The sequence below is a fragment of the Mesorhizobium sp. M0016 genome, assembly GCF_040324035.1.
Classification (GTDB): Bacteria; Pseudomonadota; Alphaproteobacteria; order Rhizobiales; family Rhizobiaceae; genus Mesorhizobium.
On the sequence record NZ_JAMYVM010000028.1, the window covers coordinates 60,742 to 84,732 of the forward strand.

At 58.3% G+C, this 23,991-nt stretch carries 25 protein-coding genes; 6 read left to right on the plus strand and 19 right to left on the minus strand.

Annotated elements, in window-relative coordinates:
• Positions 1–5: 5 nt before the first annotated feature.
• The 6 genes from NKJ88_RS28510 to NKJ88_RS28535 form a co-directional block, all read right to left on the minus strand.
• Positions 6–734, minus strand: a complete 729-nt coding sequence (locus NKJ88_RS28510) for an ImmA/IrrE family metallo-endopeptidase (protein ID WP_352446414.1) — start codon at positions 732–734, stop codon at positions 6–8.
• Positions 735–739: 5 nt separating this feature from the next.
• Positions 740–1,069 carry a helix-turn-helix domain-containing protein gene (locus tag NKJ88_RS28515; RefSeq protein ID WP_245275287.1) on the minus strand — a complete coding sequence of 110 codons (330 nt, stop codon included), beginning with the start codon at positions 1,067–1,069 and terminating at the stop codon, positions 740–742.
• A gap of 793 nt (positions 1,070–1,862) precedes the next feature.
• Positions 1,863–2,759, minus strand: a complete 897-nt coding sequence (locus tag NKJ88_RS28520) for a hypothetical protein (RefSeq protein ID WP_352446416.1) — start codon at positions 2,757–2,759, stop codon at positions 1,863–1,865.
• Between the two features lie 187 nt (positions 2,760–2,946).
• A complete protein-coding gene (locus NKJ88_RS28525) occupies positions 2,947–4,890 on the minus strand; it encodes a DUF3732 domain-containing protein (protein ID WP_352446418.1) in 1,944 nt (647 codons plus the stop codon).
• Positions 4,887–5,402: a three component ABC system middle component gene (locus NKJ88_RS28530; protein WP_352446420.1), complete on the minus strand. Its 516-nt coding sequence runs from the start codon at positions 5,400–5,402 to the stop codon at positions 4,887–4,889. The genes NKJ88_RS28525 and NKJ88_RS28530 overlap by 4 nt, the downstream gene beginning before the upstream one ends.
• Positions 5,402–6,616 carry an ABC-three component system protein gene (locus NKJ88_RS28535; protein ID WP_352446422.1) on the minus strand — a complete coding sequence of 405 codons (1,215 nt, stop codon included), beginning with the start codon at positions 6,614–6,616 and terminating at the stop codon, positions 5,402–5,404. The genes NKJ88_RS28530 and NKJ88_RS28535 overlap by 1 nt, the downstream gene beginning before the upstream one ends.
• Before the next feature lie 499 nt (positions 6,617–7,115).
• Between NKJ88_RS28535 and NKJ88_RS28540 the strand changes: the two genes are divergently transcribed.
• From NKJ88_RS28540 to NKJ88_RS28550, 3 genes are all read left to right on the plus strand, one after another.
• Positions 7,116–8,021, plus strand: coding sequence for a tyrosine-type recombinase/integrase (locus NKJ88_RS28540; protein WP_031203396.1), 906 nt, complete (start codon positions 7,116–7,118; stop codon positions 8,019–8,021).
• Positions 8,022–8,024: 3 nt separating this feature from the next.
• On the plus strand, positions 8,025–9,218 hold the full coding sequence (locus tag NKJ88_RS28545) for an IS91 family transposase (RefSeq protein ID WP_352446425.1): 1,194 nt from the start codon (positions 8,025–8,027) through the stop codon (positions 9,216–9,218).
• Positions 9,219–9,606: 388 nt separating this feature from the next.
• The gene (locus NKJ88_RS28550; protein ID WP_352446426.1) at positions 9,607–9,738 is read left to right on the plus strand and encodes a hypothetical protein; all 132 of its coding nucleotides are present in this window, start codon (positions 9,607–9,609) and stop codon (positions 9,736–9,738) included.
• Between the two features lie 131 nt (positions 9,739–9,869).
• On the opposite strand, the gene NKJ88_RS28555 is transcribed toward NKJ88_RS28550, so the two are convergent.
• The 5 genes from NKJ88_RS28555 to NKJ88_RS28575 all read right to left on the minus strand — a co-directional run bounded on the left by NKJ88_RS28555 (position 9,870) and on the right by NKJ88_RS28575 (position 15,094).
• Positions 9,870–10,961: a hypothetical protein gene (locus NKJ88_RS28555; RefSeq protein WP_352446428.1), complete on the minus strand. Its 1,092-nt coding sequence runs from the start codon at positions 10,959–10,961 to the stop codon at positions 9,870–9,872.
• 83 nt (positions 10,962–11,044) lie between these two features.
• Complete coding sequence (locus NKJ88_RS28560; RefSeq protein WP_502904775.1) at positions 11,045–11,800, minus strand: DUF4145 domain-containing protein; 756 nt, start codon at positions 11,798–11,800, stop codon at positions 11,045–11,047.
• Between the two features lie 736 nt (positions 11,801–12,536).
• Positions 12,537–12,917 carry a hypothetical protein gene (locus tag NKJ88_RS28565; RefSeq protein ID WP_031198680.1) on the minus strand — a complete coding sequence of 127 codons (381 nt, stop codon included), beginning with the start codon at positions 12,915–12,917 and terminating at the stop codon, positions 12,537–12,539.
• Between the two features lie 1,074 nt (positions 12,918–13,991).
• Positions 13,992–14,414 carry a superinfection immunity protein gene (locus tag NKJ88_RS28570; RefSeq protein ID WP_023716329.1) on the minus strand — a complete coding sequence of 141 codons (423 nt, stop codon included), beginning with the start codon at positions 14,412–14,414 and terminating at the stop codon, positions 13,992–13,994.
• Positions 14,415–14,464: 50 nt separating this feature from the next.
• Complete coding sequence (locus NKJ88_RS28575; RefSeq protein WP_352446432.1) at positions 14,465–15,094, minus strand: DUF4339 domain-containing protein; 630 nt, start codon at positions 15,092–15,094, stop codon at positions 14,465–14,467.
• A 127-nt stretch (positions 15,095–15,221) separates the two neighbouring features.
• Here NKJ88_RS28575 and NKJ88_RS28580 point away from each other — a divergent pair, with 127 nt between their 5' ends.
• Positions 15,222–15,452 (plus strand): helix-turn-helix domain-containing protein, encoded by a 231-nt coding sequence (locus NKJ88_RS28580; RefSeq protein WP_023716327.1) that lies wholly within the window; start codon positions 15,222–15,224, stop codon positions 15,450–15,452.
• Between the two features lie 98 nt (positions 15,453–15,550).
• On the opposite strand, the gene NKJ88_RS28585 is transcribed toward NKJ88_RS28580, so the two are convergent.
• From NKJ88_RS28585 to NKJ88_RS28620, 8 genes are all read right to left on the minus strand, one after another.
• Positions 15,551–15,808 (minus strand): hypothetical protein, encoded by a 258-nt coding sequence (locus NKJ88_RS28585; RefSeq protein WP_156941300.1) that lies wholly within the window; start codon positions 15,806–15,808, stop codon positions 15,551–15,553.
• A 456-nt stretch (positions 15,809–16,264) separates the two neighbouring features.
• Entirely contained in the window at positions 16,265–16,723 is a 459-nt protein-coding gene (locus NKJ88_RS28590) for a hypothetical protein (protein ID WP_156941299.1), read from the minus strand.
• Positions 16,724–16,888: 165 nt separating this feature from the next.
• Positions 16,889–18,349 (minus strand): hypothetical protein, encoded by a 1,461-nt coding sequence (locus NKJ88_RS28595; protein ID WP_156941298.1) that lies wholly within the window; start codon positions 18,347–18,349, stop codon positions 16,889–16,891.
• 110 nt (positions 18,350–18,459) lie between these two features.
• Positions 18,460–18,888, minus strand: coding sequence for a hypothetical protein (locus NKJ88_RS28600; RefSeq protein ID WP_023716322.1), 429 nt, complete (start codon positions 18,886–18,888; stop codon positions 18,460–18,462).
• Positions 18,885–19,091: a hypothetical protein gene (locus NKJ88_RS28605; RefSeq protein ID WP_156941297.1), complete on the minus strand. Its 207-nt coding sequence runs from the start codon at positions 19,089–19,091 to the stop codon at positions 18,885–18,887. The genes NKJ88_RS28600 and NKJ88_RS28605 overlap by 4 nt, the downstream gene beginning before the upstream one ends.
• A complete protein-coding gene (locus NKJ88_RS28610; protein WP_245275407.1) occupies positions 19,081–19,524 on the minus strand; it encodes a DUF5681 domain-containing protein in 444 nt (147 codons plus the stop codon). The genes NKJ88_RS28605 and NKJ88_RS28610 overlap by 11 nt, the downstream gene beginning before the upstream one ends.
• A 429-nt stretch (positions 19,525–19,953) precedes the next feature.
• Positions 19,954–21,321 carry a DNA modification methylase gene (locus NKJ88_RS28615; RefSeq protein ID WP_352446434.1) on the minus strand — a complete coding sequence of 456 codons (1,368 nt, stop codon included), beginning with the start codon at positions 21,319–21,321 and terminating at the stop codon, positions 19,954–19,956.
• Between the two features lie 712 nt (positions 21,322–22,033).
• Entirely contained in the window at positions 22,034–22,219 is a 186-nt protein-coding gene (locus NKJ88_RS28620) for a hypothetical protein (RefSeq protein ID WP_352446435.1), read from the minus strand.
• Between the two features lie 474 nt (positions 22,220–22,693).
• Between NKJ88_RS28620 and NKJ88_RS28625 the strand changes: the two genes are divergently transcribed.
• Positions 22,694–23,368, plus strand: a complete 675-nt coding sequence (locus NKJ88_RS28625) for a GntR family transcriptional regulator (protein WP_352446436.1) — start codon at positions 22,694–22,696, stop codon at positions 23,366–23,368.
• Between the two features lie 73 nt (positions 23,369–23,441).
• A partial coding sequence (locus NKJ88_RS28630; protein ID WP_352446437.1) for a transporter substrate-binding domain-containing protein occupies positions 23,442–23,991 on the plus strand: 550 nt, incomplete at its 3' end.

The window sequence follows — 23,991 nt, forward strand, 5'->3', positions numbered from 1 at the left end:
GACGTCTAGCGGGCTTTGTCGAACAGCGAGGGGCCGGCGCTTGCGGGCCCAAGGATTCCAAGCTTTAGGAGCCGGATGCGGGCAGCATGGCCCGATACTTGAAAGTCACTCTTGAGGATTTCTATCAGAGCGCGACCGTGCTCATCATTCTGGCCGATGACGCCAAAAAGCCCGTGCGATTCGCAGTAGGCGCGGACGATCGCACGGACGCGGCTGAGCGGCATGAGCAGCGCGCCGCAGACATAGCCCGCCTGCCATTCCATCCAATCCGTCTGCGCTGCGTCAAGCATACCGTCGCGATAACATACCTGCATGTTGGCATTTGGATTGCGCCGGAGTAGGTCCGGCCCAGGCGGTTCCGCCTCCCAAAGATAGGCATGGAACCGAACATGACCGTATTCATGAGCAAGCGTCGTCCGGAGCCGGTTCTCCCGATGCTCGTCCAGTTGCAATTTGTCGGAAATCAACACGCGCGGCTTACGACCCGGCTGAAAGATCGTGGCGCCTTCGACATTAGCCCCGTACCCGGAAAGATCGGCATAGGCATCGAGCGATTCCGTGTCGCGTTCTATCAAGATGGTCAGGTCTTCCGTCGAAACCGGAAACTCCGCCTTGCCATGACGACCCTTGAGAAACATCGCGATAATGGACTCGCACTCCCGGTCCAACTCGTCCGGCTTGTAGTGCGGCCGCTGCGAGAAGCGTCCGGTCTTGTCGGCGACATATTTGACCATTGAAGCTAACCGCCCTTTCCCCTTCCGGGTCCGCCGCGAAACGCCACCATGAGATCGGCCACTTGTTTTTGGGAAAGTCCCTTGTCGCGAACGTCGCTCGGAAACCGCCCCGCGAGATAGTATAGCCAGTCTTGGTTGATCCCGAGCGCTTCGGCGAATTGTTGCACCATCCTGTCTGACGAAGGGCTGCGTCGATCGTGCTCAATGTCGTTAAGATATTGAGGCGAGATGGCATCGCCATCCTCGCGCAAAACCCGCGACGCAAGATCCTTCAAGCTCCACCCCTTTGCTTTTCGGGCTTCGGCTATTGCTCCGCCAAAGGTCTTGTCGTCCAACGCCATCATACTTCCTTCCGTAACGCTAATACGCTGATTAGCGTAGTGTTATTCCTGAACCTGGTCAAGTGGATGGCTTGTCGGAAGCGCGTTTCCGAAGGTTCGAACAATTAGTCTCTGTCGAGATTGCTTCCTAGTTTCAAGACAAGTGGGCGGCGCCGCTGGTTGGCAATCTAACCTAATTCAACTAGGCGCCAAATAAGGCTGTCAAAGGCGAATTGCCGACGTAGAAGGGTCCATTGGTGGATTGGCCCCATGACCCTGTGTCGGAGACTTTGGATGCGACGGATCGCGATTGGGGCTTCGGTGAAGAAATAACAGCGCGTGACAGCCGGCTCCGTCTTCTCTTGGATTCTGACATTCAGTCTGATCAAGCTTCAGCGAATGGCTGCTTTGCGCCTTCATTCCGGCTGCTCAGGATGCCAAGGCAAGTTCCTAAAAGCTGTCGGTCCGCTTACATGAGGGCGAGAGGCCTTCTGTCGCTTTGCGCGGCGTTCCAGGAAGGCGGACTTGGCTGCCCTAGCACCAGGTCATTTCTATGATCATGGCGGCCTCGCGACTGGCGATACGGCCACCAGGAAAGGTCATGGCACAGACTGGCACACCTTGGAGCGTCGCTTTTGCTGGAGTCGCTTTCTTGGTGGAGCACGCATGACCGTGCAAGCTGCGAGTCCATTGTCGTCGAGCCCAAGCAGATCGGTGAGATCGCCTTCGCCGAATGGCCGTTCGCCTCCGACATCGTCGAAAAGCGCTCGACCGGCCCGGGTCGCGATGCAAGCGTGGAATGGCACAGTCAGGCCTTGAAGAACCGACCGTTCATGCCGGGGCCTAGGTACATCAGTGCGTCGTGTGGGCCCAAGACGTATTCAGGCCATTCGTCCGCCAACGCCTGAGCCTTGGGCGTGATGGGGTTGCGGCCTCGACGCACGCCGTACGTGGCCGACTTGATGAACTGTTCGACGACCTCGATCACCCGCCCCGATCCAAGTACGGCGGGAAGGGTCAGGCGGATGGATTGTTCGAAGGCCTCCAGACCCAGATGGCAGAGTTGGGCGTGCAGGCCTTCCGTGTTCTCCAACACGGTTGGGTAGTCGAACAGCCTGTCGTTCGCGCGTAGCTCGATGTCGTAGAGGTAGCCCGGCGCTCCATCTTCGGGCGGCCGATCGACCCAAGGCCGCCTCAACCGATTGACCGTCACGCCGATCACCGGCTCTCGATTCACGTTGCCTACCTGTATCCATTCCCCCGTCTCGATCTGGCTCCAAGGCAGTGGGTGAAGGTCGATGAAGTGGTTTGCAACCGCATCACTCGAATGCGGCAACGGCGGCCACGAGTCGTTGTAACTGGTGCAGAACGTCCAGAACCCCTGATCGACGTCGCGAAGAAATTGGCGCAGTCTGTCGTAGTCATCGGGGTGGCCGAGACGGAAGTGTGCAATGCGATGGCGTATCTGCGATATCTCCGAGAGCTTCGCCTCCCACAGGGTCTGCGGCGGGAAGTATGGTTCGAAGCATTCCCAGTTCATCTGGATCAGGCTCGCCAGTTGCGACAGCGGGGAATAGCTCAGCGCATTCATCTCCGGGGTCGGCATGTGCTTGAGCTCTTTGTCGGCATTGAAGGCCTTCTTGTTCGTTCCGAGGCTGCCGGCCCATTCGTCCCCTGCCTTGGCTCTCAGTTCGACATAGACCATGCGGCGGAGCCAGGTCTCAAACTCCCAAAGGCGGGCGTATGTTTGGAGGGCTCGCTCGGGCACTTCGTTCGCCTCTCGAAATGGCTCCTCTGTTTCAGAATTTGATGGATCATCCATGTTCAATGCCCAACCTCTGCGCCGTCGGTGTCGGAATCCAAGCAGGCCGTCGCTTCATCGTCACCCTGGCTCAGGACACCGGCCATGATGCCGGGACAAGGGCGATGCCGTCGCGCCAGCGTTCAGCAATCGCATCGCGGAACCAGTCGTCCAGCAGTTCTACGTGATCAGAAACGATAACCTGCATGTCGGGCTGTAAGGTCTTCGCAAACTCATTGAGTAGGTTGTAGAGCTTCCGCACGGCCTGCTGATCCTCGTCTGTAAGATCGTCAATCCGGCCCTGATTATCGCGATCCGGCGGATAATGGGCTTGTGAAGGCTGGTCGAGCATCAGAAAGCCCGGAACTGGCCGGTCTCTTCTGCGAAAGAGTTTATGCAGGCCAAGGTGGGCGGCGACGTGATAGCCCACCCAATTCTCACCGCTGCCCATTTGTGCAAGCGACAGCGGACCGTCATCGGTATCGGCAATGACCGTGAGATTCTTGAGATCGAGGCGAAGCGGATTATCGCCATGCTCTAGGCCAAGTGCGCCAGCATAAGCGGTGAGGTCGCGGCCAACCAAATTAAGCGCCGTTGCGAGACGGTCCTCCGCGCTGTTTGCGTCAATAGCGCGCTGCAATTCCTCCAACTCGGCTTTCAACTGCTGAATCTGAGCGGGCAACGGGCTGGTCTGCTCTATCGCGCGGGTATTTTCGAGGTAGTACGCTACGCGGCCCGCAACCCTTGCCTGCTCGACGAACTGGTTCTGCTCTATGCGTAGCCGCTCGTTGTCCTGGATGCGCTGGGCGATATCGCGCTGCGCCGTGCGGAGCAATTCACTCACCGCGGCCCGTCTTGCCTCGAGCGAAGCGGTGCGCTCCTGAAGGCGGGGCGCGTCGCGACGGACCGAATGCAATTGCCGCTGAATTCCAGACAAGGAGGCGCGCATTTCAGTGACGGTCGGCACGGGGACCTCGAGGCGGCTTTCGCAGATCGGGCAGAATTCGTGGCCGTCATCTGATCCATGGGCGACAAGCCCGATGGAAGCCAGACGCGCCTCCTGCTCTTTTGCTTCCGTCTCGAACTGAGAGGCTTCTTTGGCCAGCCGTTCGATGTCGGCAAGCTCTTCGCGGATTTCCTGCAATTCACCGAGATAGCCGCGGCGGCGGTCATCCAGGGCGGTCAGGTCGGACTGCGGATCGCCCACATCGGCGAAGTTCATCGCCTGCGGCTGGGTGGCCGTCCTGAGAAGTGCCAGCGCCGTCTCGGCATTGTCCGCCGGTAGCGAGGCGTCGACCAGCCCGCTGCGGCGGGCCTCGTCGAGCAACGACAATGTCGAGCGGGAGGCTTGCTGAGTCAGGGCCCGCACCTCCGCATAATCGCGTTCCAGCTTTCGCAGGCGGGCGCGCGTGTCTTGGTAGCGTTTGATTGTCAGGAAATGCTCTTCGTCCACTGCGCCGAGGAAATACGGGATAGAGTCCCGGATGGCCGCAGGGAAGAACTGCTCGCCCTGCCGGTGAAACAGGAAGCGCCGGTTGGCAATCTCATCTTGGTTTTGAAGCGAGAAGAGGATGGCATGGCGGGACGAGGCTTCAAGTGGCTCACGCGTCGATGTCTCCTCGGGGATATGGACGTTCTCGGAGATGCCCAATATCGCCGATAATTGGGATCGCAGGCCATCCGCGGTGACGTTCTTTTGAAAACCTGTATCGTCGACGGGGGGATCGTCGACGCCGCGGGCGAAGTACACCTCGTCGCTGCTCCGACCCGCCGGCCCCGGATTCTTCCGCGCAATGAGAATGCCCTCGCCGTCATGGTCGAACAGGACGGCGAACCATGAAACGGCCTTGCGGATAGTGCCTTCCGCGACGGTGCATTCCGTCCGGCCCCAGCAATAGTCGACAATATCGAGGAGCGCCGACTTCCCCGTCATTGAGGCGCCGGTGATGATGTTCAGCGCACCGAGCTTGAACCTGACATCGCGTCGTTCGCCGGCGCTGGAATAGATCGAGATCGACCGGATCTGAAGGCTCATGGCAATACTCCAAACCCTTGCAGCAGCGCTGGTTGGCTGCGTTGGGCCGCGAACCAGCGCCCAAGCATGTGCGCCGCGCTGCGCGCCTCATCCGTGTCATCGGTCGATAGATCCGATTTGACTGTGAGACTTAAGGGCTTGCCACCCGGCACCAGCCCTCCGTCACGCAAGGCGAGGCGCGAATGGCGGATCGTAAACAGCAGCGCCTCCCGGACGACCGGACGAAGCCGCTCGATCCGCAGCGGCAATTCGGCGAGCAGTGTATTGTGATCCGCAACCCAGCCGGCAAAGGCAGTGTTCGCCCGGCCGGGCAGATGATCGCGCGTCTGCTTGTGCAGGGTGAGCGGCAGGACCACGAAGGCTACCGCCACGTTGAGGGGCGCGCGGCGGGCTTTGTAATACTCCCCGACGGTGCGGCACAGCAGTTCACCGCAGAATGCGGGATTGAAGTTGCTGGCCTCCTCGACTGGGCGCTCTCTCCAGACTGTATTCCAATGAGATGACGCTGGCATTAGGCTTCCTCCAGAGACTTCTCATCGGTGAAAAGATGTTCGTAATCGCGGTGCCAGCCCACGCGCAGCTCATTGGCGAGCATGTGATATGAGCCGACGTTGAGGAATCTGCTGGTCAGGGCTCGAAACGGAAACCGGGCTTCCGCTTCGACCCATGCATAGATGGACAGGCCCGCCTGGCGCAGTTCGGCCGCAGCGCATTCTGGCGCCAGGGCATCGCACATCTGCGCGAAGCGGGGCTGCCACTCCTCGACCAGCGTCCTCTCAAAGCGACTGACCTCGCCATCGAACAAAAGGCTCTGGCGAACCCATTGCGAACGCTGCACGAAGGCGCGGTAGTAGTCGCGCTTGGCATACTCGAGCCTCGTGGCTCCGACGCCGATCTCACGAAGCTGGCGGACGAACCGCATATCAGCGATCGCCTCGAGATCGGAACTGGTGGGATGCAAATCCTCCACCTCGACCGGCAATGCGTCGCGCTTCAGGCTGTCGCGGATGTCGTCGAGCTTCTGTTCCAGTTCGAGCACCGAGATTGTTCCCGGTGTGGATACCTGCAATAGGCTGCAGATGCGGGGCCACCACCAGCCCTCAAGCTGCTCTCGTGCTAGCGGCGCTTTCCCTCGCGGCGCAATCATCGCAAGTCGGCCATCGATTACCGCTTCAAGGTCGGCGATGAGCGGGGCTCCATCCAGGATCTCAACCGAGCAGAGAAGACTTTTCCGTAAGTTTGGAGCTAGAGCTTTGAATGCTGCGATGGAATCGGCAAGCTGAGCGTTCTTTGACTTGTTCGCGGCCAGCACCAGCAGGGTGTCGGCTGCGTCTATGTCGCGGGCAGCCGCTCCATCGGCAACGGGCCGCAGAATATGAGCGGCGCTGCCCGCGGCAGCGGTCGCGGTCGTAACCAGCGCAAACCGGGTACGGCCTGGCAGAGAAGGATCTTCAGTGGTTGCGGCCGCCCAGATGCCAAGCGTCTTCCAGAGATCGACACTAGCATCGGACAGGTCGGCGGTTCTTTTGAGATGATGTTTAGTCTGTAGGAGGTCTATTGCGCTGCCGTTCTTTTCGAACGAGACGTCGTCAAGTCGTTCGATCGACACTTCAACGCTGGAATCAGCATAAGCAAAGCGGAGTGCCTCGGCCAAAGCGAGACGCGCTTGGTACAGGTAGCCCGCCGCGGACTGTGCCGCGCTATGCTTCTTAACCCAGTCTGACACGCCCCCTCCTGCTTGCCCTATCACTTATCACAGATGCCCACACGCAACGAAGGGCTATCTCCCTCCAATTGGCGTGTTGCCATTGTAATTAGCCGGTTAGCGCTATCAGGCATAGTTCTCCTTCTGCAAACGGTCTTTTTGCTTGAGGGCGCACATACGGCAGGCACGATCAACGGCATTCCGTGCAATGCAATGGCGGATTTTGTCGGTTTCTACTTTTCGCAAATTTGTGCCTGAGCGCCTGATGCCCCCGCATTTTGGAAATAGCACCCTGTAAAGTATCGGATGACGAGTTCGAACCGAACTGGCTGCTTGAACACAAGTATATGTCCGCTTTACGGGCTTCGATCCCAAGAGCCGCCGGTCGCCTCCGGCCCCATGCACGAACCCGCTCCGCGGGAGGGGCGCCTCGTTCTGCGATGGCGCGATATTCATAGACCTTGAGCGGGTAGAGGCGTCGATCTGACCATGGAGTTCCCTTCAACGAGAGGAACTCGCCATGGCTACTCTGTCGACCGATGCACCAATCTCTCCGCTTCGCCAGCGCATGCAGCACGACATGCTCATGCGTGGCCTGGGCTCCCATACCCAGCAGGACTATGTTCGTCACGTCCGGCGCTTCGCTGTGTTCCTTGGCCGCTCGCCCCACACTGCGACGGCTGAGGACATCCGTCGATTCCAGCTGCATCAGCATGAGAGCGGCGTCGGCCCTGCGACGATCAATGGCGCGGTCTCAGCCTTGCGGTTCCTGTTCCTCGTGACGCTGAAGCGGCGAGATCTGGCGCGTGCGCTGGTGATCATGAGGTATCAGCGCAAGCTCCCCGACGTGCTGAGCGTGGAGGAAGCGGCGCGCCTGCTCGAAGCCGCACCAGGCATCAAGTACAAGGCCGCACTCGGCGTCGCCTATGGCGCGGGCCTGCGCGTGTCCGAGGTCGCACACCTCAAGGTCGACGATGTCGATAGCACGCGCATGCTGATCCGCGTCGAGCAGGGCAAGGGCCGCAGGGACCGTAATGCGATGCTCTCACCGCAACTGCTTGAACTGCTGCGGCTATGGTGGCGCGAAGGCAGGCGGCGCGGGGTGATGCTCCCGCATGGCTGGCTGTTTCCGGGGCGCAGCTGCACGGCGCCGATCTCGTCGCGGCAATTGCACCGGGCGGTCCAGGAGGCAGCCGAAGTCGCGGGCATCCGCAAACGCGTCAGCCCGCACACGCTGCGCCACAGCTTCGCCACCCACCTGCTCGAACAGGATGTCGACATCCGCGTCATCCAGGTGCTGCTTGGCCACAGCAAGCTCGATACGACTGCGCTTTACACCAAGGTCTCGACGCGGACGATCCATGCGGTCGCAGGGCCGCTCGACCGGCTGATGGCGCTGATGGAAGGCAAGACGCCGCCCGGCTGAGCCGTGCGCACCTCTGTCGAGGTCGCCGACATCTTCCGTGCTGCCGGCCCCGCCTATCGGGCCGCCCATGCAGGTCACCTGAGCCTCATCCAGTTCAAGGTGATGTCGGCGATCGAGCATTGCCGCACCGCAGCGCTCGGCGGTCACGTCGAGGCCTGCGAGGACTGCGGCCAATGGCGGATCGCCTATAACTCCTGCCGCAACCGGCACTGCCCGAAGTGCCAGGGCGCGGCCGCGCGGACATGGCTGGCTGAGCGCGAGGCCGACCTGCTACCGGTCGGCTACTTTCACGTCGTGTTCACGCTGCCCGCCGAGATCGCCGACATTGCCTTCCACAACAAGGCGCTGGTCTACGACCTGCTGTTCAAGGCGGCATCGGAGACGATGCTGACGATCGCCGCCGATCCCAAGCATCTTGGCGCACGCATCGGCATCACCGCCGTGCTCCACACATGGGGCTCGGCAATGACCCACCATCCGCACGTGCACATGATCGTGCCGGGCGGCGGCATCGCACCGGACGGGAAACGCTGGGTCTCGTCGCGCCCGGCGTTCCTGCTCCCGGTGCGAGTGCTTGGGGCGCTGTTCCGCCGACTGTTCCTGACCCGGCTGGTCGCGCTGCACGACGCCGGCTGTCTCACCTTTTTCGGGTCGATGGCGCACTTCACCGAGCGACGCGCCTTCCTGCGCCAGCTTGCTGCCGTCCGGAAGAAGCGCTGGGTTGTCTACGCCAAGGCGCCGTTTGCCGGGCCGGATGCGGTGCTCGCCTACCTGTCGCGCTACACGCATCGGGTCGCGATCTCGAACCGCCGGCTGATCGCCTTCGACGAGAGCGGCGTCACCTTCCGCTACAGGGACTACCGTCGCGACGGCGCCGATCGGCAGAAGGTCATGACGCTCGCGACCGACGAGTTCATCCGCCGCTTCCTGCTCCATGTCCTTCCGCGCGGCTTCCATCGCATCGGGCACTACGGCCTGCTCGCGGGCTCCGCCCGCAAGGCTAGCCTCGCACGTGCCCGCGAACTGCTGAGTGTCGCTGCGCCGCCCGATGAGAACACCCCGAACGAACCGGACGACTTCCGCCCGCCGTGCCCGTGCTGCGGCGGACGCATGATCATCATCGAAGTGTTCGAACGCCGGAAGCCGCCGCGCGGACCGCCGGACACTTCGGCACCGAACTGGGAGACTTCCCCATGACCCGGCATGGCATGGTCCAGACTTCAGTCGCAGGCCCTCAGCCTTCGGCGACGGACCCACGCGCGTCCATGGTGATCATCGACGCCGAAGGGGACACGTCCAGTCGCGCGCCGGGTCGACAACACCCCGCGAAAACGCGACGAAGCGACCTGGCAGCATCCATAGCGGCGCTTCCCTCCGGCGGTCCCGACATCGCCGACATCAGCCGTAAATCGAAATCCCCATAGCCACCCTCGTGGCCCGCGGGTTCCTGCATGAGAGGCTTTCGTACGCCTGCCGGCACCCGAAACCCTTCACCATTCCAGACAATGATCAGGCGCCGTGACGGCAGCTATGCGCCTTCAAATCGGACATTCGGGCCTACTGCGCTCTGTCCCAAGAGGGGCCGTTGCTGCCCAACCCCAAGATGACCGACAAGGGGTGGAAAACGGATATGCAGCTTTCGGGCGGCCACATGGAAGCGGACATTCGCCAGATCAACGGCGTGCAACTGCATAGCGCCGCCAACCGGGTGGATTGATCCTGTCTGTGAACAGAAAGCAGACGAAGATTTGGGGCGGCCACCGAAGAGGTCGCCCCTCTGTGCAAGTCGCCACTAACGTTCCGGCGTTGGCCTAGTTGCTGGCGGACGACGAGTGCCGACACCCCCCATCACAGAAACTCCGCCATAAGCTGGAACTCCAACTGGCGTGTTTCTGGTCTCAACTTTAGATACTTTTCGATCTCTCCGAATAGCTTTGGAATGTCGGCCAGCGGCTTATCCGTATAGATGAGCGTTGAGATGGAATGTTTCTGAAAATAGGCGCGGTGCTTTTCAGCTTCCTTCTCGAAATTCGCCTGAGCCTCGTCGTTGATCTGCTGCTGATTTTTCCCCTTGGTCCCCACGAGTTTCCCATGCGTCGACCATGGCGACAGCTCTATACCCACTTTATTGAGTGTGATTGGGTTGATAATACAGAAATCAAGACGGTATTTGTGCCTTTTATCCTTCCCGTTGTAGCGCAACTCCGAAATAAGAAGCGGAACTTCTTCAGGTTTGTCCTGCGCTTTTACATATTCCGCATAAAGCTTGGCGATCTGCCTTTCATAAATGGATCCCGATGGGCGCACGAGGACCTTCTGAAAAAAATTCAGATACTCATCAACGTTTGCAAATGACATCGGGTTGGGGTCCCCGTCGACGACAAGCCCAGTCTCAAGGATATGGCCGATCGTCCAGTAGAGATGCCCGAAATGGCGGATCTCGCTTTTGTCATTCTCCCAGGTGCCGTTTTTGTAGCGTGGCGTGATCAGAAGGCCGTAGTCGCTATTATTTTGACCGATCCATATCTCGGCGTCTTGGATCGCCGGACGGTTTCGAACCAACTCCTCGTAGTGCCGGAGAAAAGATCGCTTAAGAAACAGCGTGAAATATTCCTTGGTCGCGGCCGATTTCAGCAACAACTGCTTGTTGTGCTTCAGCGTTTCCGAGCTGAAGGGCGCACCGCCGGCCGTCCAGCCATCTTCCGCGATGGCGCGTGCAAATCCCTTGAGATACTGCGAAAGATATTCCTCATGCGAAGAAATGACTTCGTTCTTCAGGTCGATGAAGGTCGCGGCTTTGCCCCCTATCAACGCATTGAATGCGTGTAGGTTCTGGACACCCGTGTCCTTGGCCACTTTCGGCCAGAGCACCTTAAGGCGGTCGGTAATCTCTGTATCGAGCTTGTTGCGCGCAGTCTTGTTGGGGTCTCGTTTTGCCATTCTGGGGCCAGACTTTCCTGGGAGAGGTCGGTTGAAATAGGCTGATCAGTTCTCGGGAGGGCGGTACCTTATCATGGTCACTTCTAGGCCCTGGTGCGCTTAGGCTTACCCCGTCTAGCCACCAAGTCTCGGCCTCGCCTTACGAGATCTTTCTTATAGTGACTGCCGTAAAGGTCATGCAGCGCTAACTGCATTAGCTCAAACGCAGTCAGGACGTCATCCCTGGCTACCTCTCCAGAATGACTCCCATGGTTCCCGATCCAGCGCAGGGCGTTCAGAACCTCTTTGTGCCCGGCGTTGGCGTCCGCGTATAGCTCAATACGTCTGGCGAACGTCAGAGGGACCCGTTTGCCCGTTCGGTTGTACTGCTTGACCCCTTTATCGTTTAACATCCGCTCGGCCGCTACGCGCAGCTTGTTGGCTGTGGCTCCCAAGTCAGCCCAGAACAGGGTGAAACTCTGCTGGAGCGCCTCTCTAACCGTTTCTGGGGTATTGTCGGGCATTTCGCAGAGGGAGGGACCCGGATACATGAAGGTCGGCCGGAGCCGCCTTTCTGCAAAGGTACCGTTCGGTTTGTGAACTTCTTCCGCCTGGTAGGTCCCAACCGCCGACACAATTTCACCGCAGGTTCGCACCCCGCACTTCAGCACAAAGGTGAACCGACCCCAGTCCACGTCAGGCGAGTGACCTCCACCTTCCGGGGAAGCATAGGCAGGTCTTATCGCGGTCAAGCCGTTTTCGATCATGTTAAGATTGCCTCGACCACATGTTGGGCACCGAAATGGAGGGATATCGTCTTCGAGAAAACTCTCGCCCCAAAGATATCTTACTTCTGCCACCCCAACTTCCCTAAGCCGACGCCACTCATACCGCGCACGTCAAATCTGTGACAACTGCATTTCAGTCGAATCGTCATGTCCGCGTAGCTGCCCATTACTCCTCCCGCACGCGCTGCCGATGCACGAAACTCTTCATAACGGGCGAAGCAGAGCGGGTATGCGGCTCCTTCAAGCTCATGCCGCCGCTCAGTCCGAGGGCGGTCATTGTCATTCGCGCTCGGAGCCGCCCGTATCATGCTCCGGACCAAAGCCAGCCGGGGTCGCTCCAGTGCTCGGTGGGAGCATTCCAGTCGTCGGGACGGATGATCGCAAGTCAGATCCGAGCGGTTTGACGCCATTAGCCGGCCGTTGCCTGCCTGACGCTACCTAGAGGCCTTCAGTCTGCTTCCGGCCCCGACACTGCCGTTTGGCGAACCGGTGGAATAGAGGTTTGCATTGACCGCGGCAGTCCGCCGAATGGCCGACATGGTGTCGGAGGCGATCGGGCAGGTTTTCTTGATTTTTAATTAGGACGCTAAAATCTGCCGGTCCACTTCTGGCCCCGTTTCAGACTACTAGTCTGATCGAGATTGAGCGAACGGCAGCATTGCGCGTTTCACATCGGCCATTCAAGGTGCCTTTGCCACTTTCTATAAGCGGGCTTCTCTTGGACAACGATGGCCGCGACGTGTCGACACCTGAACGCGGTTTCATCTCCAACATTACATAGCCTGATTTTGCCCGCAGCCCGTTCCGATCATGTGAGGTGACCGGACCCACGAAGCTTCGACAGCAGGATTAGTGCCGTCCCATGGTACGGATTCTTCACATGCTCACTTAATGGAGACGCCTCCCATGCAGCGAGGTCTGCCACCAAGTGGGTCGCACCACCGTTCACAGATGCGCACTTAAGCTGGCCGCTCTTCTCGAGCACAACTATAGCTGCGTCGGCTTCACCGTACCCTATCGCCGCCATTCTGCGAATCTGAGCGTCACCGTCGATACGAACATCGAACAAGACATAGCCCGAGGTTTTGTCTGCGGCATCGGCAATACGCTCACCAAACGGCCGATGCATCGCGTCACCATCTGCAAGGGACTGCTCGAATAACACCATTTCAACATGTGCCGCCGCCATTCAGGGACAGTGCGCTGCCTCGTACGATTGACAATAGCCGCAGGCGAACATTCACACTTTTCGAGGCGACAACGTAGCAGCACGGACCGGATGGCGACGCATGGTTCGAAGTCTCGTGCGCTTAGAACGGAAAAACTGCCCGTTCGCTAGCCGCCCTGTTTCTGACAAAACAAAAACCCGCCGACCGAAGCCGACGGGTCGTTTCCTCGTACTACGCCAGTTCCTGGAATGGCCCCCGCCAGAGCAAATCCCAGAAACCCGCGCTGAGGCCTTTATATGACAGATCGCGACGGGGCGCTGTCACCCGGCGACAACACTAGGAGCTCTTCTGCATTCCAACAGGCTTCCTGACGCCCTTGTGTACTCGCAAAGATTTGGCGGTGCTGGCCGTGCGCGCTTCGACCCGCCGAACGGTCGCGGCTCACGCACTGCGTCGCGCGAACCTTTGATGGGTTCCCTGGCAAGCGGTATCGGGCCTCTAGAACTCCGCTTCGACACGCGAAAAGAAGCTTCTCGGAGTAAGAAATCTGAAACCTGCTTGTCGGGCCGCACAGAGAGTTTCGTCTGGGAACCCTTCACTGGGAAAAAAAGCTCGTGATACTCTGCCATTTGGTTCGGGTGCCAAAGGCCGACTTTGTGCATTTCGCGATGTGCGGGGAAAGCCGCGCTGGCGCTGAGAAGATATGCGTTGTCATCGTCATACCGCTTGAAGACGAAACGATCCTGCCCAAAACGCTGCCCTTGTTGTCGCAGATAGCCGAGTAAATTCCCGCTATCGTTGCGCGCGGAACCGATCACAAGCAAACTCTCCTCGTGGACGTTGTCGTCACATTCGGTGAACCGCGGTCGGACCTTCAGATATCCAAATCGTCCATGAGTGTCTGCCGCCAGCACAGCGCTACTCGCCCGGTTTGATTGCTGGGTGGCATCTTTTCGGAATGCGGTGATCACTCCGATGTTGCTGTTTCGCGTGCGCTGCCACACTCGAAACAAGCTATTTGATTGGGCGGGGTGCGGATCCATATCCAACCGGCCTATCTGACCTCGATCTTCACAAAACTGGCGGAGCCCTGATCAGTCAGTGCCGACAATCGCGTCCCGCATTCGCTGGAATTGCTCGGGGTCGATGGCGCCGTCGTCGCGCAATTTTTTTAGGCGTTCCAGTCTATTGAGTCTTTCCTCCGTTGATATCTGGGGCGAGGGCGGAGGGTTAGGAATGCCGTGTTCCAAGCGTACTCGCCTCACGTCGTTGGCTGTGAGATTGAGGCCGGACTCCCCACCGTTGGTCCCCAGTCGGCTCTCCGTGATGTGAATGGCCTTGCAAGCCCAGATCAAGCAGCCGAACCAAATGATGCCTGTCGCGCCGAGAAAGGTGTTTAGGAGGAATATCACCCACCTGTTTGGGTGACGCCGTAGAAAGGCAATGATGGTCGGGATGAGGAAGATGACAGCCGCGATAAGCAGAATTGCCAGAACATTGGATTCCGAGTCGGACATGTCAGCGCTTTAATCCGAGAGGTTGAAGCTTTGGAGAGCGGGGAATCGGCTCACACATCGAAGATGAAGCCGACCTCGCCGATGAGGCAGACGAGCGTACAAGCCAACCAAATCCACAGGTATCGCCAGCCACCATTGAGGATCGCAGCCCGTCGCCAAAAATACCCTAATGGCGTCAACAGCACGAATGGCGCAATCCAGCGCCTGCGAGGGTTTAAGCCATTCTGGAAGAGCTGCCTGGCGTCGAGGATGGCCGTGAAAACAGTTGCGAGGGTCCACCACAGCTGGGAGGCATTGTTGAAATCTGGGGCATTCGGATCGAGTTTGGCCGCTTTGGCCGTGACATCGGCCAAGAGAATGGCAAGCGGCGAGTAGGCCAGCAGCATGGCATAGTATGACCCGATGCTCGGGGTGGTGCTCGGAAACGCTGGTGGCTGCAAACCGAATTCTACGCTGCCATTGGCGGTTTGTGCATCTCGTAGAGGTGGCAGCGGTGGCGGCACTACGCGAACGCTGTCCTTGAACTTGGTTTGGCTGGCGGCCGTCCATTCCGCGCCCAGGTCAGCTGACCACACCCTTGTTTCCAGCGATAGAAACCGGTTTACGAACATGGCGACGAGATCGCACTCCTTGATCGGACCGCGCTGCATTCCATTGTCTTCATAGTACCAGTCAGTCATGCGCCTGCGTCCTCCGCGATGGCTTTTGAAAATAGTGGCGGTCCCCCGCCTCTAAGCGGCAGAAAAGTGTTTGATGACGAGTATACTCCGTAGAGTATACTCTCAGCAACCGGCTGTTGTGCGTCCGATGGACATACGACAGCGTTTTGCACGCAATCTTCGTGCGGCCAGGGAAGCGAAAGCGCTTTCCCAGGAGGCTCTCGCCTATAAGGCGGGCCTTGACCGGACCTACATCAGCGCTCTCGAGCGCGGCCGCTATTTTGCGAGCCTCAAGGCGATCGACAAAATCGCGAAGGTCCTGGAGCTCGACCCCGCCGACTTGCTGCGCAAAGACGGCGAGGATTCTCGGAAGGAATGACGGCCGCCGCCTGACATGTTCAAACCCGCCGTTATATCCGACCTCGTCGCAAAGCGGCTCAAAACATGGTTGGCTGCAGCATTCACGATCAACCCTGATCATCGTGCCGGTGCCTTGCTGAAGGCTGCAGCCATGCATTGCCGCCATGCCCCAAAAATCTTTTCCACTGACTCGGCGCTCAGTTGAGCGAGTGGGGCAAGCGCAATGGGCGCGATATGATCTGCCGTGGTGCTAAGTGAATGCAGTATCGCCACCACACCTTCGAGCACTATGAGCTCCGGCTCGATGTCGAATAAATGTTGGCGAAGCACGTCAAGTAATTTGCTGCCGGGAATCTCGTCGTTCTTATTCGGCACGGTCAACCTCGCCTTTGCGAGCTACCAATGCTTGCTTTAAAAAAGAAGTCCAGTCCCAATGTCGTTAAGTAATTATTGGAGTGCAAGCCACTATGAAGGAGTTTTAATCCTGCGGCCTGTGAATTCAAAGCATAATTTCCAAATGTCGACCTGCAGTAAAAAAGCCGACGTCTAAGTAAAATCAAACTTATCTAATTTCTATATGACGTTTCGCTCGATTTCTGGTGGCACATACGGTACATAAAACGTTAGTCGGCAACTCGTCTGTATTGACCGCGGCCGCCGAGCCACTCGGCGACGCGCTCCGCCTTGGCGAAGTCGCTTGGGCTTGGCAGGAAAGCAGCACCGCCACCGACCCCTGTCAGGAAGCCTGCTGGAAAGCGGAAGGCTAAAGTCTGAAGGCTGAACGGTAGTTTGCTACTCATGAAGCCGTGGAACCGGTCCGGAGGGTAATGTCTAGTTTTCGTCGTCTGGCATGATGGAAGGCAGGCTGGGCCGGTAGTGGCTGTCTTTCCTGATCACGTGGTCGGCGTCGGGAATTTGAAACGCTGCTCGTACCAGCTCTATTCGCGATTTCGTTTTAACTCTCGGGTCTGCGTAAACGATGGGGCGATTGTCTCTTATGGAGTACACCACTCGACCGCGGGGCCAGTCCTCGTAGTCGGTTTGCAGCAGTGAAGCGCTGACGTTTCTAGCGCGCAACCAGGTCGGTCCGCGCTGCTTCATCGTTTCCCAATAATCATAGTGCCCACCCGGATGAGTGAGTACCTCTCCGTACTGTTCTGCATCGGCAAGTCCGATGGCGTCAGCCAAGATGGCGTCGTGGCCAATCCGATCGACGACGATCCAGAAAAAGCCCACATTTGCCGCTGGGCCGCTGCCTGGACTGCGGACTGGTCGCTGTCGTTCTGTCATAGTTGCACCTAAAGGACGCGGTTTAGTCGCGGTGACGGCCAGAGGTGCCGTCGAGGACGGCTGCCCAAACCGCTTGCGTTGCCACAGAAGTCAAGTCGGGACACCCGAAACGGACGGTTTTCAAGTTTCCTTGAGAGAACCAGGGTCACTCTTGAAAAGATGAAATCACGTTTTCGGCCGATAGCGATCTAGCCTGCTAGGCCTAGGCGCAATTCGCCGGAACACCGGGTTGGTGACACCCATAGGGTCCGAACTGGTAAGCCATTGTATATACTGCGTGAGCGCATCGACCTGGTCGTTGTTTGAGCCATAGGGAAACGCGGTAAGCTCATCCACGAAATCGATGATTCCGGGCATGCCTGCAACTATGTGAACGTACTGGCCCGCGATTTTGCCCATCACAACGTCGAGACGCTCCTCTTTCGAAAGTCCGCCCGTATTGATGTCAATGACATTTGCGCCGCGAGCCCTGAGTTCGCCCGCGATTGAAATGCCTGTCGAGGTCGCCTCAATGAGGTGTCGAGTGGGCTGATATCGTTCGTCAAGAGCAAGCGCGAGCTCCTTTAGCGCGAGATAGCCCAGACGAACCCGAGTTATGTGTTTTAGATAGCTTACAGTCCCATGCTTCTGGAATACCAGGCAGACCGAGTAGGATGAACCAGGGTTCGTGCTTGAGGCGCAATCCCAGGAAAAGATCGTCTCGCCGCCCGGCGGAAGGCCGTGGGCAATTGGGAAATAGGCGGCTTTGAGAACTCCAGACTCGCGCGCGGTTGGCCGTTGTTGATACTGCGTGGCGTAAACATGCGGCGCCAGCGTGTCGATTTCCTTCGCAACGATCTCTGGCGTATACCGGCTAGGCTGCAGAACGTCGCCTTTCTCCCGACGAAACTGAATTCGTCCGCGCGTAACATGTTCGTCCTGATCTGCCTTGAAGGGGAGATTGAGGTGATCAAAGCGGCGGGCCAGAAGATGGCCCTGGAGGTCGTCTGGATGAACACGGTGGCCGATCGATATCACCGATTTGATGGCTGGGTTATTGCCTCGAGTGGAGAAGACGGATTCGAAGGCGTTGACTACGCTTTCCCGCACTGCCAGCGACTCTGCCTCGTGAGCCGACAACGCGTCGTCGATTATGAGCAGGTCAGCTCCTCGTCCTTGCATTCTCGTGCCAAATCCGCCGGCCTTTAGGCCGCCCCCTGCTTTGGTGCGAAAGTCCATGAGAGCGTGCCGATCGTCGCGTATCTGAAAGCCTGGGAAGATCTGGTTGTATTCCTCGCTGCGCATCATCCAGGCGGCCTTTGCGGCCAAGTCTCTAGAAAGGCTGTCGGAATTGGTAACGAGCATGACTTCTCGATCCGGGAACGTTCCCAGGTACCAGGCTATCGTGGATACACCCGTGTACGACTTCAAATGACGAGGAGGAAGTGTGACTGCGAGGTTGCCATCGGTGCGTCGCAAGACCGCATCTTCAATGGCTTGCGCCATAAGGCTTATGTAAGGGAACCGATCGTAGCCGGTCACGGAAATTTTCAGCATGCGCTCGTTGAATGCCCATAAATGTCTTCGGCAAAGTGCGAGCGCGGTCTGGTGGTGATCCAGCGGTGTGCCGCCACTATTTCCATGCATGGTGAAGCGTCCAATTGGCCGGATTGCAAATGTCGTCTGGTGAGGAAGGTCCGTGACTCGTGCTAGGGGACGTCCGCTACGATGATCCACCGAAGCAGACGTCCAGCGGCTTAAACCTCCTGCGGCCCTCTAAAGTTGAAATTGGCAGCCAAGTTGCCTCTCAGATCGCAAAGTTTGTTCGGGTCTACCTCGAGCACTTCCACGGTGCCATGGAACGTACCCCATCCGTCATCGATCGGGATTACGGAGGGGGCTGGGTTGCCGGAAGGCTCAAAGGTTATGGTCGATCGAATCCATATGTGCTCGTACCTGTCGAAGGGAGTTATTTGGAAGCTTTTGACGAAGGGCTTTGTTGTTGGCTCCCAACCCGCGAATAAGGGCTCCCACACCAGGTCGATTATGCGAGGTGGCTTGGTCCGATCCACCAGCTCATCATAATCCTCCAACTCGAACTCCGGCGGATAGCCGAAAATCTGTCGTGCGAGCGGATCTATGGAGAACTTTGAAGTCGTGTTGTCCCAGCTCCATCTTCCGATCATTGTGGGCCTCCATTTCCAAATATTTTGATTGGTGCTGCCGCTGGCTGGATGGTGTTGGCGTTGACGGAAGCATTCCGTGCCTTCTCTGGCGCCCGCGAACCGAACCGGCCAAGCGCTGAGATCGCGATAGAAAGTCGACGCAATGCGATCCAAGGTCTCTGGCGATCCTGCCGGGCCTTCATTTTTGCGATATCAATCGACATTGCCCGGCTCCTCCGTTGTTGAAGTGTCCTGTGGATCTCCCGTCCGCCCTTCTGTGACTGCCCCAAACAGGCCCAAAAACTGGTCGAGCAGTTGAGCATCATCATCTCTGGACGCACTGGTGCGTTTTGCATCGGCTTGGAGCTGGAAAAGCTTTGGCAGCAATTCCCTGATTTCTCGCCAAGCCCGAACGTCGCCCTTCATGGCTTTGCCGACCAGAGTTTTGACGATCACAGCACCTTTCGTGAGTTCGACTTCGCGACCGTTTTCGCGAACGATGACTTTGCGACCGAGTTCGGTTTGAACGTCGTTCGCAAAGTTTTTTCCGGTTTTCTTTGGTCGACCTCTTGGGTTCCCGGACTGACCCGGTTTGAACCGGGAGTGTCTTGGAGGTTTGCCGAAGCCAACCTCCTCATCGTCATTGAAGTCGTTCATGACGGCACCGCCTGCCCGGTTTGGGGTGGCGACGAGTTGAGCCTCTTCCAGTCCGGCGAGGGCTCAACTACTTTTGCGTGGTAATAATTTCTCATGGCACTCTCTTTCTGCGAGCCCCATGAAAAACCTTGCGAGAGGAGAGAAGGGCGCGCGCTTCCTCGCGCCCCTGCGGCCTCATAAGATAAGTTTCAGCGTCTAAAGCCTGAATTCCGATCACGTTCTCGTGATCGGCTAAAGTTTTTTGGGATGGGATCCCCAGAGTGGCATTCTGTTGGGTCATTTGATCTTCCGATAAAAGTGAGAGCAGCGATCATTGCCTCGTGCGTAAGCTTTGACCAAAGCGGTTGGACGGCTGTGGACAGGCCTAGCCTGTGCCGGTCTGCCGCCTAACTCGTGGACCAAGTCGTGCGTGTGCTATGAGCGGTCAGGCTACTTTGGTGTTTTGGGGCCCTCGAGGAACAAGGGAGGTTGTGACCATCGCTGAGACCGCGCCTCAGCTTCAGCTACCTTCTCGACTTCGCTGAAGGTCAGGCCATCGCTTGCGCGGACGGCGTCTTTTCCCGTCTCGGCCTGCCAGCGGCGAATTGCCAGATCTACGAAGGTAGGCTCGATCTCGATTGCGTAACATCGCCTATTTGTGCGTTCTGCGGCGATAAGGGTTGTGCCGGACCCGAGGAACGGGTCAAAAACAATATCGCCGGGAATGCTGACGTCGCGGATGGCATCACAGACCATCGCGGATGGCTTCACTGTCGGGTGCTCGGCAAGCAGGTGTCGTTCTGGTCCCATGACATTGACGCCGCGATAGTGCCAAACGTTCGATCTTGATCTGCCATGCTTTCCGAGCTCGACATTATTGCGATGGGGAACCCCGGCCCGTTTGAATATGCCAACCAACTCGTGTTGAGAGCGCAGGAAGCTTCCCATGCCCGGGTTGGTCTTGACCCAGACGGCGATGTTGAGGAGCTCAAGACCGACGGCAGATCCGGCGCCGACAAGAGCGGCGATGGATCGCCAATCCATGCAAACGTAGGCGACTGCGGTCGTAGTCAGTCTGGCGAAAATCTGCTCTAGCGTTGCGGTGAGAAACGACTGGAACTCAGCTTTGCTCATTTCGCCAGACGCCATCGCGAATTCTTTGTGAGATGCCTTGCCGAGGCCTGACACGTGGCCGTGGATGGGAACATTGTAGGGTGGGTCGGTAAAGCAGACCGCCGCGGCCTGACCCTGAAATACCCGGTCCCGCAACGATTGATCCCGAAAGTCGCCACAGGCGAGCCTGTGATCGTTTGGATCGCCGAGAAGCCAAATATCTGCTGGTCGGGACACCGGGATGGTGGAAATCATTCTCGCATCAAGATGCTCAAGGATGCCAGGCGCATTATCAAGGACATCGATAGCAGTCTCGATTTCGACGGTTTCGAAGCCTGTGAGGTCGATGTCGTAACCGACCTCAATCAGGTGTTTGAGTTCGGACGCGAGAGTCTTCTTGTCCCATTTTCCATCCTCCGCGAGACGATTTATCGACAAACGAAGAGCGCGTCTGTCGACCTCAGCCAGATGTGAGACGTCGATGGTTAGGAGGTGACTGAGCCCGATCTCGCGAGCGACTTCGAGACGCAGGTGCCCATCAATGATGAAGCCGCCGTTTTCGACAAGCAGCGGTAGCAGTTGGCCGTACTTCCGCATGTGCGCCGATAACTTGCGGCGTTTTTCGCGAGGGTGGTTGCGAGCGGCAAATGGCGATGCACGAAGTTCCGCGATCGCGGTGAGCTGCATTTTGAGGTGATTTGACATTAAGCTTCTCCGTTTGCGCACGGGAGAAGCCCATGGCCGTACGCTATAGTGAGCAGCCGGAAGAATGATCGCGATTTTTAGAAAATCGTGATCGATTGTTACAGTCGTTTTTTGGTCGAGTTGCATTCATGCAACACGTCGCTTTTGCGAGACCGAGTTTGGGGACCTGCGTCGGTTTAGCCGGATAAGAGCTACTGGGTAAGCGACAAGCCAAAGTCGCATAAATGGCAACGTGGGACGATCCGGGCGAGCTGCGATCGTGGCGAGCCGTTTGATCAGCCACAATGTTTAGTCTGCCCGCCGGACAATGGATCGCGGCTTTCGATGCCAGCCTTGCGCCCAATGTCACTCGGCACCCGTAGTCAGCTGGCACCTACACAACAGCAGCGTGACGCGCGGCCTCCCTTGAATCTCAGCGCTCTCTTCTTCGGGTATACTTGTGTCTCGAAGTCCGCGTGCCACACCCCAACTTTTCGCAGCGGAATGCGTTCGGGTATCTTTTTGGACGGCTGCCGCGGCATCGCGCATGGCGGCATCCGCAGCATCAAGCGCTCGATCAATGGCGGCAGCCTGATGTGCTGCACATAGGAACATATTGTGGCGGGGATGTAGATAAATGCCGTGACGAAGCGCTGCAGCGCAGGAGACATTGGCGGTCTTGAGCTCCGGTTCTCGAATCGAACCATCGGCATCTGGACAGGACCCGTTTGGCTCAAACGGAATCCATGTCGTTTCGCGGCGGCGGCAAGACCTTTGCGAAGCCGCGTACCCATGGCCCCATGTGTGCTAAGGCATCTGTGGTGCGCAGGATTTCCAGGGTCTTCAGGCCAGCGGCCATTGCGGCAGAGCCGTACCAGAAAGAACCGGTGACGAATATTTTGGAAGCGCCTTCCAACATCGTGCGGCTGCCGGCAACAGCCGCAAGCGGCCATCCGTTGGCTATGGCCTTAGAGTAGGCGCCAAGTCACGCTTGACACCATATCTGGCCCAACTGCCGCGCACGTCCAGTCGAAATCCGGCGCGATCATGATCGAGGATGAGCGCAGCGCCAGACCGGTCGCAGATGGCGCGCATGCTTCTCGATCTACTTCGAACTGACGTAGCGGCACTGTCCCGATACCGATCGATGTTCACGGCCGCATCCCCAAGGCCGGCGAGCAGACGTGCAGCGCGCGCTACGGGATTGATAATACGCTTCAAGGGCAAGGACAGGGTCAAGAACTGGGCCGGGAGATCGCCAAGCGCTCCTGCCACCGATCTCGGCTCTCTCGGACCGCGCTGGCCTGTAAGGGCTCTCGCCGATTTGCCTTGACTGCGCGAGAAAATTCTACTGTATTTGTGGATACAAAGATACAAACGCGTTAGTCACTAGATGAGCCATTCAGCAGTTCCGTACTCCCAGACCCCGGCCACTGCGGAGCAGGAAGCTTTTCTGCATCTGCAGTCTGCAATACGCCTCGGGCGTTACCGTGCAGGCGACCGGCTCATCCCGGAAGAGATCGCGGCCGAGATCGGCATGAGCCGGATGCCTGTGCGGGAGGCCTTCCAGCGGCTGGCACTCGAAGGGCTGGTTGTGATCCGCCCCAATCGTGGCTGTATCGTCGCTGGTCTGACGCTGGACGAGATCTACGAGACATTCGAGATTCGCTCGGTACTGGAAGGGCTTGCCGTTCGCCTGGCAATGCCTCGGATGAACACCGAAACCATTGCCGAACTTGAGCGCTTGTTGGCCCGGATGGAGCGCAGTGGCGCTGCCGGCGGCGCTGATTGGGTGACACGGCACCAGGAATTTCACGGCTACATTTGCAATCTAAGCGGCCGCCCGAAGCTTATTCGGCAAATCGCATCCCTGCATGTGACCATCGAGCCCTATCTGCGCATCTGGTTCGACTATGTCGAAAAACCGCTCAGCGCCGCGGAGGAGCATTCGGCAGTGATCGATTCGCTACGCGGCGGCGATGCCGAAGCTGCCGAAGCCGTGATGCGCAGACACATTCTCGACACGGCGCCGCTGCTGGCCGAGTTCGCGAGCCCGAGCCGACGTTGAGGTAGTCGGGCAAGAGGGATATTCGATTTCTACAAAGTGCCCTCGCAGGGCCGAAAAAAAGGGGAACAGAACCATGAAACTATTACCCATTGCATGTCTTGCGGCCGGATTGAGCTTAGCTGCCGCTTTGTCGGCTTCGGCCGAGGATGCGCCAAAGAAGATCACCATAGCGACGGAGGGCGCCTATGCGCCCTGGAACTTTACCACCGCTGATGGAAAGCCTGACGGCATGGAGGTCGAGCTCGCGCGCAATCTCTGTGAGCGTATGAAAATTGAATGCACCATCATTACGCAGGACTGGGATGGGCTCATCCCGGCGCTGACAGTTGGCAAGTTCGACGTCATCATGGCGAGCATGTTTATCACCGACAAACGACTTGAAGTCATAGACTTCACTCAACCCTATGCGATCGATCCTTCCGGGTTCGCCGTGGCGAAGGACAGCGCGCTCGGTGCGTTGGCCGGTTCGACCGAGAAGATAAAACTGGAAGACGAGGCCCCTGCCAAGGCGGCAATCGACAAGATCAAGCCGCTGATTGCCGGCAAGATCGTCGGCGTCCAGGCTGCGACGGCGAACTTGGAGTTCCTGAAAAAGTATTTCGACGGCGCCGTCGAAATCCGCG